This is a genomic window from Rhodococcus sp. SJ-2, assembly GCF_053750035.1.
This window is the reverse complement of sequence record NZ_CM132340.1, coordinates 628,251-641,464: the sequence shown is the minus strand read 5'-3', so window position 1 is coordinate 641,464 and position 13,214 is coordinate 628,251. Positions and strand designations below refer to the sequence as shown.

Genomic DNA, 13,214 nt, shown 5'->3' with positions numbered 1-13,214 from the left:
GTAACGTGAATGACGTCACTATTCTTCGGTCGGGAGCAGCGGGTGCGGCCGCGACTTGAACCGTCCGGGCGATCCCGAGACCTGGGCGATTCCGGTGATCCCACCCCAGACCATCATCGTGAGGTAGTCGACGAGGTCTTCGGCCGTCATGGACTTGTTCGAGATCCACCAGTGCGTCGCCAGTTGGATCGCGCCGACGATTCCGTACGCCCACGGTACCGAGCCGCCCGAATCCATCTCGAGCAACCGCAGCCGCTCGCCGAGCACCGCCGACACGAGTTCTGCGATCATTCGCTCGGAATCGGCGACGACGTCGCGGCTCGCCGACGAGCTGTTCGACATGATGTAAAGGTAGACCTCAGGATCCTCGGCAACCGTCTCGACATACGTCGCGATCGCGACCCGGGCGAGGTTGTACTCGTCGAGGTCCTCGGACACCGCCGAATAGATGCGCGGCGCGAGAACTGTCTCGACGTACCGCATCATGGTCGCCGTCGTCAGATCGTTCTTGTCGGTGAAGTACCGGTACAACACGGTCTTGGATACACCGATCTCGGCGGCGATCTCGTCCATCCCGATCTCGTGTCCGCGGGTGCGGATGGCCTTGATGGTGCCCTCGACGAGTTCTTCGCGCCGCGCGATCTTGTGCTCGTGCCAACGACGTTTGCGACCGTCCTGCTTCGTGGGCGGGGTGTCGGTCGCGGGAGGTGGGGAAGAAGGCATCTGTTTCGGCACATCCATTCGGTCTCGATCGTCCGCTCAGTCTACGGGCGCGTGCTCCTCGGGCGATTCGGTGGTGTGCCCGGTGATGTCTACGCAGAGTCGGTGGCGCCGCGACGCGCGGGGTCCGGTGGCGACGATCGAATTTCGGCACAATGGTCCGGTGCAGTACATGAATTTCGAGGACGACACCAAACGCCGGGATCTGCGCCGGATGAAGACGGTCGCGACAGGCTTTCTGATCGTGGCCGCAGCGGTGTACCTGTTCTGCCGGTGGCAGGAGACCCAGGGTGCCGGTGCGTGGGTCGGATACGTTCGTGCTGCGTCAGAGGCGGGTATGGTCGGCGCCCTCGCCGACTGGTTCGCTGTGACTGCGCTCTTTCGTCATCCGCTCGGGATTCCGGTCCCGCACACTGCGATCATCAAGCGGAAGAAGGATCAGCTCGGCGCGAGCCTGAGCTCCTTCGTCGGAACCAACTTCCTTGCGCCCGACGTGGTGTCGGCGAAGGTCGAATCCGCTCGGATTCCGCTGAGGCTGGGTGGGTGGATGGCGCAACCGCAGAACGCCGAGCGGGTTGCGAAAGAGACCTCGACGATCCTGCGCGGGGTGGTGGGCATCCTCCGCGAGGACGATATCGCCCAGATCATCGACCACACCATCGTCAAGAGGATTGCCGAGCCCGAGTGGGGACCGCCCCTCGGCCGCATTCTCGGTGAGCTCCTCGCCGAGGGGCGGCAACGTCCGCTGATCGACATGCTTGCAGAACGCGCACATCAGTGGGCGCTCGGCAGTCAGGAAACCATCGACCGCATCATCACGAAGGATTCGCCGGCGTGGTCCCCGAAGTTCGTCGACCTGATGCTGGGCGAGAAGATCCATCGGGAACTGGTCGACTTCACCTGGAAGGTCCGTTCCAACCCGGAGCACGAGGTCCGGCTTGCGGTCGAGAAGTTCCTCGTCGACTACGCCCGTGATCTGCAGTACGACCCGGTGACGATCGCCAAGGCAGAGAAACTCAAGGCCGAGATCATGGGCCGCGAAGAGATCACGCAATTGGCCTCGGCGACCTGGAAGGTCGCCAAGCGGATGATCCTGGAGTCGGTGGACGACCCGGACAGCACGCTGCGCAGGAAAGTGGCCGAGAACGTCGAACGTTTCGGTATCCGGCTGTGCGAGGACACCGATATGCGCGGCAAGGTCGACGGATGGCTGCTCGCCGGTGTTCGCTTCGTTGCCGCAAACTACGCCGATGAGATCACTTCGGTGATCAGGGAGACCGTCGAACGCTGGGATGCGGAGGAGGCGAGTCGCAAGATCGAGCTCGCGGTAGGACGCGATCTGCAGTTCATCCGCATCAACGGCACCGTCGTCGGGGCACTCGCGGGGCTCGCCATCTACACGATCTCCGAGCTGCTGTTCGCATGACCTGCGTCACGTGCTAGCAGAGCGCTTGCTGTAGCTAGCACCTCTGCGTACGCTGGGTGCCATGTCCACGATTCGAGATTCGGCCGCGTCGGCCGGGGACGACCAGGACGGGAACGCAGGGTTCACCGAGAATGCAGGGCCTACTGACATCGCTGCGCGAGTGGTCAACAACGCCGCCCAGGACATCGGAGGCTTCATTCGCTCACAACGTGAGGCCGCCCAGGTGTCGCTGCGGCAGCTGTCGCAGCTGGCCGGGGTGAGCAACCCGTACCTCAGTCAGATCGAGCGTGGGCTGCGCAAACCGTCCGCGGAAGTGCTTGCGCAGATCGCGAAGGGACTGCGGCTGTCGGCCGAAGTTCTCTACGTGCGAGCGGGAATTCTCGAGGAGCGACCTCACAGCGCGGTGCGCGACGCGCTGTTTGCCGACGCCGCCTTGTCGGAGCGGCAGAAGCAGGTCCTGCTCGACATCTACGACTCTTTCTGCCGCGAGAACGAGTCGGTACTGCCGGAATCGGCGCCCGGGAGCGTCGCCGCCCGTGTGGTTCCAGCAGATCGCGCGAATCCCACTGACCTAGACGAGGAGAATTGACATGACCGATCCCAACGCTGCACTCCGAACATCCCTCTACGCAGCGGTCGGTGCCGGCGACGCCGTCGTCCAGGCCGTTGCCGATGTCGTGGCTCAGGTGCGCGAGCGCGCCGAGAACACCCAGACCGATGTGAACGGCCGCGTCGAGACGGCCCGCGAGCGCATCGCGTCGGTCCCGGCCGATTTGACCGAGACCATCGAGTCGCTGCGGGCCCGTCTGAGCGAACTGCCTTCGGAACTTCCCGAGGAAATCGCCGACCTGCGCGAACGATTCAGCAGCGAGGAGCTGCGCAGGGTCGCCGAGGCGTACCTCAAGGTCGCTTCCGATCTCTACTCTGCATTCGCCGAGCGGGGCGAAGAGACCATCGAACGTCTGCGTCAGCAGCCGGCCGTCGAAGAGCGCCTCGGTCGCGCCGAGGCCGCCTTCGGCGACGTCGTCGATCTCACCGAAGAAGCTCTGGGGACCGTCGCACGGCAGACGCGCGTGGTCGGCGAACAGGCCGCCAAGTTCGCAGGACTCACCGCGGACCGCATCTCCGACACGGCCACCGAGGTCGGCACCGTGATCGCCGATGCGGGTGATGACGCTGCCCTCCGCGTCCTCGAGCTCGGTGAACAGGCCGAAGAAGCGAGCAGCGAAGCGGCAACGCGCGTCGAGTCCGTCAAGGACGATGTGGACGAGGCAGCGGAGGCTGTGACGGAGAAGCAGGACGCGGTGGCTCCGAAGCCTGTCGTGAAGTCGGCCCCGGCCAAGACCGCGGCGAAGGCACCCGCGAAGAAGGCCCCGGCCAAGGCGGCGCCTGCCAAGACGGCCCCGGCCAAGCCTGCGGCGAAGGCGCCCGCCAAGACGGCTGCGCCTCGCAAGACCACCGGCAACTGACTGCAGCAACTCGGTCCTGACCGGGTCGATCCGGATCGGCTCTCGCGCACGAAGTTGCGCGGGAGCCGATTCTCGTAGACTGGGTCTTGTGCCCAACGTCGATTCTCTCGCCGGTCTGATCATGCTCGCTCTACAGGTCCTTGCGCTTGTAGGAGCCGGCTTCGCTTTGTTCCATGCAGTTCGTCAACCCGCCGAGGCGTTTCCTGCGGTTGACAAGCTCACCAAACCCGTATGGCTCGGAATTCTCGTGGCCGCGTTGATCGTCCTGCTGCTCTTCGGGGCCGTCGGGATGCTCGGCATCATCGCCGTGGTTGCGGTCTGCGTATACCTGGTCGATGTCCGCCCGCGCGTGGAAGAGGTGCAGAAGCCGCGCTGGTAACGCCAGATTGCCTCGATCTGCGATCGTCTCGACCCACCCCTTGACAAGTGTGATTCAGATAATGACACTTCGAGTAACGGATATCATTCGAGACGAGGTGGTTCGCGATGTCCATCACTCGAACCAACGGGTCGATCGAGAGTGCGCCCGGTCGGGTACGCGGGTCGTACGCAACCGACGGTAAGCAGGGCACAGCACAACGACTCCTCGACTCAGCGGCACGCAAGTCGTACGACCCCGCATTCGAGATCGACTGGGACGCTCCGATCCCGGGCGACAAATACGGGATGACTCCCGAATGGTCCAGTCTCTACGGCACGGACCTGTGGGAACGGATGTCGGAGCAGCAGCGGATCGTTCTCACCACGCACGAAGCAGCGAGTATCGCCGGCACGGGCATCTGGTTCGAGATGATCCTCATGCAGATGCTCATCCGAGACCTCTACCAGCAGGATCCTTCCAGCGCGTACGTCCAGTTCGGTCTCACCGAGATCGCCGACGAGTGCCGTCACTCCATCATGTTCGCGCGTTCGGCGAAGCGACTCGGCGTGCCGTCGTACCGCCCGAAGCGGTGGATCCGCGTGAGCGGACGGGGCTTCAAGGCCGTCGCGTCGGGTGCACTTGCGTTCGGTGCAACGCTGTTCGCCGAAGAGATCCTGGACATGATGCAGCGTGACTTCATGCGCGACGAGCGGGTGCAGCCTCTCACCCGCACCGTCAGCCATATTCACGTCGTCGAAGAGTCGCGGCACATTCGGTACGCCCGCGAGGAAACCGAACGCAGGATGCGCACGGCCACGCGAGCCCAGCGCGCGTACGTCCGCATGCATCTGGGCGTATCCGGCTACTTGATCGTCACGAACCTGATCAACGACCAGGTGTACGCGGCGGCAGGCCTGGACATCGCCGAGGCGAAGGCCGCCGTACGCGCAAACACGCACTACCACGACAAACTGCGGCAGGGTACGCGACGCACGGTCGAGTTCCTCGACTCGGTGGGCCTGATCGGTGGTCCGTCGGCGCACCTGCTTCGCAAGGCCCACGTGCTGTGAGCCGTGTGCCCACCCCACGCTGACTCGACCACACCGACAACCGATCACCGGGACCACCCGGACATGCACGCAGGAGAACATACGTGAACAAGCCCACCCGTCGTCAGGCCATGCTTCTCGCGGCAGGCGCCAGTGCGCTCGCCGGTGTCGTGACGGGCATCGTCGCCGCGCGTCGCTCCCGCTCCACCGTGGTGCGGACAACGGATGTGGCTCCCCACGCACTGCTTTCCACCCCGAGCCTGGAAGCCGAGCAGATCGAGGTCCGGACGGACGACGGTGCCCGGCTCCACGTGCTCGCCTACGGCGATCCGGACGCGCAACCGCTTGTGTTCAGTCACGGGTGGACGTGCAGCGGGATGTACTGGGCGCCGCAGATCAACGCATTCGCCGACCGATACCGAGTTGTCGTCTACGACCAGCGCGGACACGGCTCGAGTGAAGCAGGCACGCGCCCACTCGGACCGGACGTCCTGGCCGACGACCTCGCTGCGGTCCTCGACGCGGTGGTCCCGGCCGGTCGCAAAGCGGTGCTCGCCGGGCACAGCATGGGCGGAATGAGCATCATCGCGTGGGCCGAGCGGTTCCCCGAGCAGGTCTCGGAGAAGGCCGCGGGTGTGCTCCTGGCCAGTACCGGAATGGACAACCTCGTCGCGCACGCCGCTCTGATCGCGCTTCCCGAACGGTTCCCGCGGGTGCCGGTGAAGGTGGCACGTCCGCTGCTGGGTGCACAGGTGCCGCTGGTGGAATCGAAGTTCACGACTCGGGCCCTCAAATACGTGGCACTCTCCCCATCGGCGAGTGTGGCAGAGGTCGACTTCTGCGAGAAGATCGTGCTCGGGTGCCCTCCGCGCACGCGGGGCGGCTGGGGCTTCGCACTGAGCACCCTCGACATCCACGAAGGCCTGGAAAACCTCAACGTTCCCACGACGGTGCTCGTCGGCACCGCCGACCGGCTCACACCTCCGGTGCATGCGCGACGGCTCGCGGCCGGCCTGGAGGAGGCCGGAAATCTCGAGCGCCTGGTCGTGCTGGACGGCGTCGGCCACATGAGTTCCGTCGAAGCCATCGACGCGTTCGACGATGAAGTGCTGCACCTCGTCGAGCGCGCCGGAGCCGTGGTCTCCTAGACCGGACGACGAATGCTCAGTTGAAGATCACAGTCTTCCGGCCGTGCACGAGCACTCGATCTTCGAGGTGCCAGCGCAGGCCGCGGGAGAGGACGAGCTTTTCCACGTCGCGTCCCTGCCGAACCATGTCTCCGACGCTGTCGTGGTGGCTCACCCGAATGACGTCCTGTTCGATGATCGGGCCCGCGTCGAGTTCTGCCGTCACGTAGTGGCACGTCGCGCCGATGAGCTTCACACCGCGGGTGAAGGCCTGATGGTACGGCCGGGCGCCCACGAAGGACGGCAGGAAGCTGTGGTGGATGTTGATGGCGCGTCCGGCCCAGTGCTCGCACAGGTCTGCAGGCAGGACCTGCATGAACCGTGCGAGGACGACAGCGTGTGGATCGTGTGCGTCGACGATCTTGCGAACCTGCTCGAACGCGGGGCCGCGCTCGGCGGGGTCGGACGGGAACGAGACGTAGTGGTAGTCGATGCCGTGGCGGCGCGCGACTTCCTCGAGGTCGCGGTGGTTGCCGACGACCGCGCGCACCTCGGCCTGGAGTTCGCCGGCCGCGACCCGTCCGAGTAGATCGTGCAGGCAGTGCGCTTCCTTGCTGACGAGCAGCACCACGCGCTTGCGCTGGCCGGTGTCGGACAGCGTCCATTCGGTGTTCGGACCGATTCCGTCCGCCACCACGGCGAACTTCTCCCGCAGTTCGTCGATGCCGAACGGGATGGAAGAGGCCCGCACCGCCTGCCGGGTGAAGAACCAGCCGCTGTCCTGATCGGCGTGGTAGGCAGCCTCGACGATCGACCCTCCGACCTCTGCGAGGAAAGTGGAGATCTTCGCGACGATCCCGGTGCTGTCGGGGCAGCCCAGGGTCAACACGTAACGGCGGTCGTCGGTCGAGGTGGAACGAGTCATGGTCGCGATTGTCTCAGGTGCCTGGAAGCGGCTGTCGGGGGACGTCGTACGGTGGCGGTGCCCACCAGCGTGGTGAAGTCGATGGTGTGGATACCGCGCGCGGTCACCTCGTCGGCGATGCCGCGCCGGACCGCCGCGATCTCGTCGGCGTCGAGACCGTTCAGCGCCGCCCGGTAACCGGTGCCGGTAACGAGATTCCAGCAGAGTTCGTCGGTGGCGGGCAACAGATTCGACAGGACACGCACTTCCACGGAGTGGGTGCCTGCGTCAGTGAGCCACGCTTCGAGCGTGTGGGGAGTGTCGATCTCGCGGAGGGGTGTCCTCGCACGTAGTGATCCGCGCTCGGCGAGGTCGGGGTCGAAGCGCGATGCGACATCGAACACGACCCGTGAGTACTCCTCCAGCGATCCCTCTCGCCACACTGTCACACCCACGCGGCCGCCGTGTCGCACGAGACCGGCGAGGCGTGCGAACGCCCGGTGCATGTCCGGAAGGAAGAACACGCCGTAGGAGATCGCGAGGGCGTCGTACCCGTCGGTGGCGATGTTCGACGGCGCCTCCCAGGTCGTTACGTCCGCACACACGAAATCGATGTTCTGCAATGCTCGTGCCTCGGCGATCAACCGGGCTTTTTCGAGTAGGTCGGAAGAGATGTCGACGCCGTGCACGCGGCCCGACGGGCCGACTGCTGCCGCGATGGGGAGTGCTGACGCACCCGCGCCGCAGCATGCGTCCAGCACCGTCGCGCCCGGACCGAGTCCGAGTTGGAAGGACAATGCGTTTCCGGCCGGGCCCCATACCGTGTCGGTGAGAAGGTCGAAGGTGAGGCTCGCGTCGTCGAATGTGCGGGCCGTCTCTGCCGGATTGTCGCTCATTTCGTCAATCTACTGGCTTCGGCGACACGTGCGGGCCCGTCCCACCCTCCGAGGGGGACGCTCGGAAGTGTGTTTTTGACGACAATTCGTCACAATAATCCGGCTGTGTGAGGTTTCCGGAATCGCGGTAATGATGCAGAACACGGCCGGATTCCGTGCGAGATGCGGGCGTGGTCACAACTCCGTGCGGGATACATCCCGGGGTGGTGTAGCGCCGAACTGTCTGCTGAGATCGCGCTGGACCGAATTCGCATTTCGGCGCCCGTTTTGTTCGTGCCGCGAGGTTTATGTGACGACACGTCATCACAAAGGAGGAGTCGGTGGATCTACTGGTAATCCAGTCCGAGGGAGGCGGGGCGAGGAACGGGCGTGCGCACGCACTACTTCGTCGTAGTGCGTTGCTCGGTATCGCAACCGCTGCAGCGACCGCCGCGCTGGTCGCAACCGCGCTTCTGGTCCTCAGCGGGCAAGGGGCGACGAGTACGCAGCTACTGCACGACCTCGGCCACACGGCGCGGTTCGCGGCGCTTGTGCTGTTGCCACTCGTGGTGATCGCACAAGTGGGAGAGCGGGTGACCGCGCTGTCCTTGGCACTGTTCACCGCGTCGATGTTCCTGCCGGTGCTGCAGCGGCACGCCTCCGGCCTCGCGCCGATCGAAATCCTGTCCTGGGCCAACGCGGCGGTGGTCGCGGTATTGGCGATCAAGGTGGTGCGCACCGTACTCGACAGCGCGCGCCGAAGCGACGACGTTGCTGTGTGCTGACGTGCGCACCAGCCCATCGGGAATCGTCCACCTCGTACAGCACGAAGTGCGACGGACCATCACCGCCGAACTCGAGCGCCTCACCCGACGCACACAACTCGGTGCCGCCGAGGTCGACACCGTAGCCGAATCACTGGCCCGCCTGTCATCGGTGCTGGTTCTCGACCACGTTGCTGCGTGGCAAGGTGATCATCGGGTGGTGGCCGATCTGTTCGATCTGCCGACGACAAGCGAGTGCGAGGGTATTGCCATGCCGAAACTGACCGGTGGTGCCACAGTGGCGGAACACAAAGCCGTCACCAGGGCGGCAATGCTCGATGCGTTCGCGGTCGAGTTCCACGAAAATGGCTGGGAAGGAGTCAAATTGCAGACGATCGCCGAGAAGGCGGGCGTCGCGCGGACCGCGGTGTACAACTACTTTCCCGACAAGACCACGCTGCTCATGGCATGGTCCGAGCGGGAGATGACGCGCTTCATGGCGCTGGCACAGCGAGAACTGAAGGACCGGGCAGACCCTCTCGACCGGCTGCAGGTGCTGATCAAGCTCGTACTGATCGAGTTCTCGCTGCAACGGGGTGTCGGAGAGTCGGTGGCTTCGGCGCTGCCCCCGAAGGATCGTGAACAGTTCTTCACCCATATCGCACCATTGGTCGAACTTGTCGAAGCACTCCTGCGCGACGGCATGGACCATGGAGTGTTCGAGGAGGCGGACCCGACCGATACGGGCCGGCTAGTCATGGCCTGTCTGGAGACGCAACGCTCGGCCTTGATCGCCGGGGGTCGACCGGACGAGGCAGTGGCCCGCACGCTCCCGTTCATTCTCCGAGCGCTCGGAGCGTCACCGGAAGGGCAGTGACCGGAACGTCGGTCGAGTTCGTAGTACACCACGACACCTCGCCCACATTCGAACGATTCTGACGTGTGGAAAGCTGACAGCATGCCGGATCTCACGTTCTCCCGCTCACAGGTCGCCTCGAAGATCGACCACACCCTGCTCAAGCCCGAAGCGTCCACGGCGGACGTGCAGGCCCTCGTCGACGAAGCCCGGGATCTCGGTGTGTACGCGGTATGTGTCTCACCGTCGATGCTGCCGGTGCGTGCGGACGGTGTGGTGATCGCAACGGTGGTGGGCTTCCCGTCAGGTAAGCACCATTCGCTCATCAAGGGTGCCGAAGCGCGCCTCGCCGTCGAGCAGGGTGCCCGCGAGGTGGACATGGTCATCGACGTCGGAGCTGCGGTCGCAGGCGACTACAACGCTGTGCTCGCCGACATTCTCACCGTCCGCGAGGCGATCGGATTCGATCCGGTGCTCAAAGTGATCATCGAGTCGGCTGCGCTCTCCGACGAAGCGATAGTCGAAGTATGCCGAGCGGCGGAGAAAGCCGGCGCGAACTTCGTCAAGACCTCCACCGGGTTCCATCCCGCCGGGGGCGCATCGGAGCACGCGGTGCAGCTCATGGCGGAAACGGTCGGTGGGAGACTCGGGGTCAAGGCGAGCGGCGGCATCCGCACCGCGGAGGCCGCGGTGCGGATGCTCGAAGCCGGAGCGACACGGCTCGGACTATCAGGAAGCCGCGCGGTGCTCGATGACCTCGCGAGTGACCCACTCGATTGACTCCGGAGAGACTGTCGGATCAGTTGACCCAGAGTTCCTCCACCAGCGGCGAACCCAGAGTATAGAGCTCGACACCGTGGACATTCTCGCCGTAGATGATGCCCGGTGTTGCCTTCGTGTAGAAGACTCCGACCGAGAGGTCCGCGAGACGCTCCTCGACCGTGTTGTAGGCCGCAACGCGTTCGTCGTGTGATGCGGACTCGCGCCCGCGGTCGAGTGCGTCGTCGAGCTCCGGGTCGCTGACGCCCATGAAGTTGCCGGGCGACGTGGAATGGAAGGCCGACCACAGGCCGTAGTCGGGGTCCTGGATGATCGCCGAGGTGATCGACATGTCGAAGTCGCGTGCCGCGGTGCGCGCCTGGGCGTTGGCGATATCGTGGATCTCGACCTTCACATCGACATTGTCGTAGGCGCTGAGCTGGGCTTGGACGGCTTCGGCAAGTGTCTTGCTCTCACTTGCCGGATACGACATGAACGTGAACGACACGGGCTTGCCCTCGGCGGCCAGTTCGTCGAACAGTTTCTGCGCCTCCTCGGAGTTCGTCTCGGGGAAGGGAAGGTCCTGATAGTACGGGGATTCCTCTGCGAACAAAGTTTCCGGCACGACGCCCTCACCGTTGTAGACGATGAGATTCAGATTGTCGGTGTCCAGCGCGAGCTGTACGGCCTGCCGGGCACGGATGTCGTCGAACGGAGCTCGACGATGGTTCATTGCGATGATCTGACCACCGCCGGTCGGAACTACCTCGGTGTTCAATCCCTGCGCCTCGGCAGCAGTGATGTTGTTGGCACTGGACTCGGATGCGAGATCTGCTGCACCGGTGGTCATTGCGTTCATACGCTGAGTGGCTTCGTGGGCGGTGCGAATCGTCAATGTGTCGAGGTACGGTTTGGGCGCGTCCCAGTAATCCGGGTTCTTCTCCATTTCGATCTCGCCCTGGCGCGTCCAGCGCACAACCTTGAACGGTCCGGCCCCGGCCGGATCATCGTCGAATGCCGTTGCGCCCTTCTCCAGCGCGGTGGGAGAAGCGATCCAGTTCAGCGACGTCGCAGCGATGCCCTGGGCAAATTGCAGGTTCGGCGCCGCCAGGGTGACGCGGAGGGTCTCGGCATCGATCGGGTCGGTGTTCGCGATCTGACTGGCGACCCGGATCGCAGTAGACCCTGTCGCCGGTTCCTTCAGCCGGTCCCAGTTGTACTTCACCGCCGCGGCGTCGAGAGGCGTGCCGTCGGTGAAGGTCAGACCGGGCTGCAGCTTCAGATCGAAAGTGGTTCCGCCGTCGGTTGTGGAGAAGTCGGTGGCCATCTTGTATTCGATTTCGAAGTCTTCGGTGCTGTTGACCATCAGGGTGCCGTAGAGGGCATTTCCCAAGGGTGCCATATGAGCCCAGGTGTTCGACAGCTTGGCGGGGTCGAGCGTTGGCGGCTCTGCGATCTCGAGGATCGTGGCGGAGCCGCCGGCGACGGGTTCCCCGTCGTTGCCGGTGGCGTCCGCGCCGGAGGTGTCGCCACTGCCACACGCGGCGACGAACGTGAACAACGTGAGGGACAGTAGTGCGGCCGGTAACTTCCGTATTCGTCTACGGCGGATCATCGACGACCTCTCGATCAGGTTGTGGGTTGGGAGATTTCGACGAGCGATGCCCGATGGTTCTCGTGACGACTCGGATGCCGGCTGTGAGTGCGCGCGACGAGACGAATCGAGCGGAAAGATCTGCGGCCGGGGACGGCCTCGAATTCGACTGGGCGTCGGCCCTATCGGATCCGATGAGGAGCGAAGGTCAGCGCAGCGAACCACCGAGAGCGCGGAGGCAGAATTGCCACAACTGCTCTTGGACCTCCGCGACGGTGCCTGCCGCGTACGCATAGTGGTGGTACACCGAGCGGGTGAGCTCGACGATGAACCATGCGTCCTGTTCGGTGTCGGTGGACGTCACCAGGCCGGCGTTCGCGGCCGCCCGGATCTCGGTGTGGATGAGATCGACCAGGGGGCGGTCGGCCTCGGCCAGCTCCTTCGGGAAGACACGATGCAACCGCCAATGGGTCGCCACGATGAACTGGGCCAAGGTGTAGCGTTCCGGGTCTCTCGACCGGCCCCCCAACGATGCAGTGATGAAGAAGCGCAGTCGCTGCAATGGGTCGGTGAGATCGTCGGCAGCGGCGGTCATCTGTCGGCATGCGTCGCTGAGCCCGTCGCTGATGACGGCGAGGAGCAACTCGTCCTTGCTCGCGAAGTAGCGATAGAAGGTCTGGAGGGCCACTCCGGCTTCCTTCGCGAGTTCCTGGGTGGTGAACGCGTCGCCCTTCGCCTCGACGAGCCGGTGCGCCGCGTCGAGAATCGCCCGGATCTGATTCTCGACGCGCGAACGTGACCGTTGTACGGCCACGGATCGTTCGACCGCTCGTTCCTCAGCCCGGGACATGGTGTCCGATTCTAGACATCATCACGTTGGTGACAGGACCACGACCGGGATATCCCGGTCGGTGCGGGACTGGTAGAGGTCGTAGTTAGGCCACGTGTCGGTGACGATCTTCCAGAGCCGGGGCTTCTCCTCGGGCGTAGCTGTCCGCGCCAGCACCGACATCGTCCTGTCCTGTACCTGCACCTCGGCATGGGGATGGGCCTGCAGGTTCACGTACCAGAGGGGGTGCTTCGGTGCGCCGCCCTTCGACGCGACGACGAGGTAGTCGTCGCCGTCCTGGGCGAAGATCAGCGCGGAGGTCTTCGGCTCGCCCGAACGTCGGCCCGTCACGGTGAGGAGGAGCGTCGGCACACCGTTCCAGATGTAACCCTCTTGTCCGCCGCTCTCGCGGTAGACGCGGATGTGCTCGTCGCCGCGGAGGCTGATGTCCGTCTGTGTGTACTCGGTTTCGGCCATGGGC

At 64.6% G+C, this 13,214-nt stretch carries 15 protein-coding genes; 9 read left to right on the top strand and 6 right to left on the bottom strand.

From position 1 onward, the window contains the following. Positions 1 to 18: 18 nt before the first annotated feature. A complete protein-coding gene (locus ACSYG9_RS02985; RefSeq protein WP_440125736.1) occupies positions 19 to 723 on the bottom strand; it encodes a TetR family transcriptional regulator in 705 nt (234 codons plus the stop codon). A 169-nt stretch (positions 724 to 892) separates the two neighbouring features. Between ACSYG9_RS02985 and ACSYG9_RS02980 the strand changes: the two genes are divergently transcribed. The 6 genes from ACSYG9_RS02980 to ACSYG9_RS02955 all read left to right on the top strand — a co-directional run bounded on the left by ACSYG9_RS02980 (position 893) and on the right by ACSYG9_RS02955 (position 6,173). Then, the gene (locus ACSYG9_RS02980) at positions 893 to 2,146 is read left to right on the top strand and encodes a DUF445 domain-containing protein (protein WP_440127514.1); all 1,254 of its coding nucleotides are present in this window, start codon (positions 893 to 895) and stop codon (positions 2,144 to 2,146) included. 61 nt (positions 2,147 to 2,207) lie between these two features. Then, entirely contained in the window at positions 2,208 to 2,735 is a 528-nt protein-coding gene (locus ACSYG9_RS02975; RefSeq protein ID WP_454841111.1) for a helix-turn-helix domain-containing protein, read from the top strand. Between the two features lies 1 nt (position 2,736). After that, positions 2,737 to 3,615 (top strand): heparin-binding hemagglutinin, encoded by an 879-nt coding sequence (locus tag ACSYG9_RS02970; RefSeq protein WP_454841110.1) that lies wholly within the window; start codon positions 2,737 to 2,739, stop codon positions 3,613 to 3,615. A gap of 88 nt (positions 3,616 to 3,703) precedes the next feature. Further along, entirely contained in the window at positions 3,704 to 3,994 is a 291-nt protein-coding gene (locus ACSYG9_RS02965; protein WP_169690090.1) for a DUF2516 family protein, read from the top strand. Between the two features lie 107 nt (positions 3,995 to 4,101). After that, entirely contained in the window at positions 4,102 to 5,046 is a 945-nt protein-coding gene (locus tag ACSYG9_RS02960) for an AurF N-oxygenase family protein (protein ID WP_454841108.1), read from the top strand. An 83-nt stretch (positions 5,047 to 5,129) separates the two neighbouring features. Then, on the top strand, positions 5,130 to 6,173 hold the full coding sequence (locus ACSYG9_RS02955; RefSeq protein WP_440125732.1) for an alpha/beta fold hydrolase: 1,044 nt from the start codon (positions 5,130 to 5,132) through the stop codon (positions 6,171 to 6,173). 16 nt (positions 6,174 to 6,189) lie between these two features. Here the strand turns inward: ACSYG9_RS02955 and purU are convergent, their stop codons facing one another. Next, positions 6,190 to 7,077 (bottom strand): formyltetrahydrofolate deformylase, encoded by an 888-nt coding sequence (gene purU, locus ACSYG9_RS02950; protein ID WP_440125731.1) that lies wholly within the window; start codon positions 7,075 to 7,077, stop codon positions 6,190 to 6,192. Next, on the bottom strand, positions 7,074 to 7,952 hold the full coding sequence (locus ACSYG9_RS02945) for a class I SAM-dependent methyltransferase (RefSeq protein ID WP_440125730.1): 879 nt from the start codon (positions 7,950 to 7,952) through the stop codon (positions 7,074 to 7,076). Before ACSYG9_RS02945 ends, purU begins: the two co-directional genes overlap by 4 nt. 320 nt (positions 7,953 to 8,272) lie before the next feature. Between ACSYG9_RS02945 and ACSYG9_RS02940 the strand changes: the two genes are divergently transcribed. The 3 genes from ACSYG9_RS02940 to deoC all read left to right on the top strand — a co-directional run bounded on the left by ACSYG9_RS02940 (position 8,273) and on the right by deoC (position 10,331). Further along, positions 8,273 to 8,716: a hypothetical protein gene (locus tag ACSYG9_RS02940; RefSeq protein WP_440125729.1), complete on the top strand. Its 444-nt coding sequence runs from the start codon at positions 8,273 to 8,275 to the stop codon at positions 8,714 to 8,716. A gap of 1 nt (position 8,717) precedes the next feature. Then, positions 8,718 to 9,572, top strand: a complete 855-nt coding sequence (locus ACSYG9_RS02935; protein WP_454841106.1) for a TetR/AcrR family transcriptional regulator — start codon at positions 8,718 to 8,720, stop codon at positions 9,570 to 9,572. A gap of 81 nt (positions 9,573 to 9,653) precedes the next feature. Beyond that, positions 9,654 to 10,331 (top strand): deoxyribose-phosphate aldolase, encoded by a 678-nt coding sequence (gene deoC / locus ACSYG9_RS02930; protein WP_454841105.1) that lies wholly within the window; start codon positions 9,654 to 9,656, stop codon positions 10,329 to 10,331. 19 nt (positions 10,332 to 10,350) lie between these two features. Here the strand turns inward: deoC and ACSYG9_RS02925 are convergent, their stop codons facing one another. The 3 genes from ACSYG9_RS02925 to ACSYG9_RS02915 form a co-directional block, all read right to left on the bottom strand. Next, positions 10,351 to 11,925 (bottom strand): ABC transporter substrate-binding protein, encoded by a 1,575-nt coding sequence (locus ACSYG9_RS02925; RefSeq protein ID WP_454841103.1) that lies wholly within the window; start codon positions 11,923 to 11,925, stop codon positions 10,351 to 10,353. 187 nt (positions 11,926 to 12,112) lie between these two features. Further along, positions 12,113 to 12,754, bottom strand: coding sequence for a TetR family transcriptional regulator (locus ACSYG9_RS02920; protein WP_440125725.1), 642 nt, complete (start codon positions 12,752 to 12,754; stop codon positions 12,113 to 12,115). 21 nt (positions 12,755 to 12,775) lie between these two features. Then, positions 12,776 to 13,210 (bottom strand): nitroreductase family deazaflavin-dependent oxidoreductase, encoded by a 435-nt coding sequence (locus ACSYG9_RS02915; RefSeq protein WP_440125724.1) that lies wholly within the window; start codon positions 13,208 to 13,210, stop codon positions 12,776 to 12,778. Positions 13,211 to 13,214: the final 4 nt, after the last annotated feature.

Bases quoted from the DNA above. Each gene is read 5' to 3' on its own strand.
- ACSYG9_RS02985 (WP_440125736.1), bottom strand. From the start codon at position 723: ATGCCTTCTTCCCCACCTCCCGCGACCGACACCCCGCCCACGAAGCAG.
- ACSYG9_RS02980 (WP_440127514.1), top strand. From the start codon at position 893: ATGAATTTCGAGGACGACACCAAACGCCGGGATCTGCGCCGGATGAAG.
- ACSYG9_RS02975 (WP_454841111.1), top strand. From the start codon at position 2,208: ATGTCCACGATTCGAGATTCGGCCGCGTCGGCCGGGGACGACCAGGAC.
- ACSYG9_RS02970 (WP_454841110.1), top strand. From the start codon at position 2,737: ATGACCGATCCCAACGCTGCACTCCGAACATCCCTCTACGCAGCGGTC.
- ACSYG9_RS02960 (WP_454841108.1), top strand. From the start codon at position 4,102: ATGTCCATCACTCGAACCAACGGGTCGATCGAGAGTGCGCCCGGTCGG.
- purU (WP_440125731.1), bottom strand. From the start codon at position 7,077: ATGACTCGTTCCACCTCGACCGACGACCGCCGTTACGTGTTGACCCTG.
- ACSYG9_RS02945 (WP_440125730.1), bottom strand. From the start codon at position 7,952: ATGAGCGACAATCCGGCAGAGACGGCCCGCACATTCGACGACGCGAGC.
- deoC (WP_454841105.1), top strand. From the start codon at position 9,654: ATGCCGGATCTCACGTTCTCCCGCTCACAGGTCGCCTCGAAGATCGAC.
- ACSYG9_RS02925 (WP_454841103.1), bottom strand. From the start codon at position 11,925: ATGATCCGCCGTAGACGAATACGGAAGTTACCGGCCGCACTACTGTCC.
- ACSYG9_RS02920 (WP_440125725.1), bottom strand. From the start codon at position 12,754: ATGTCCCGGGCTGAGGAACGAGCGGTCGAACGATCCGTGGCCGTACAA.
- ACSYG9_RS02915 (WP_440125724.1), bottom strand. From the start codon at position 13,210: ATGGCCGAAACCGAGTACACACAGACGGACATCAGCCTCCGCGGCGAC.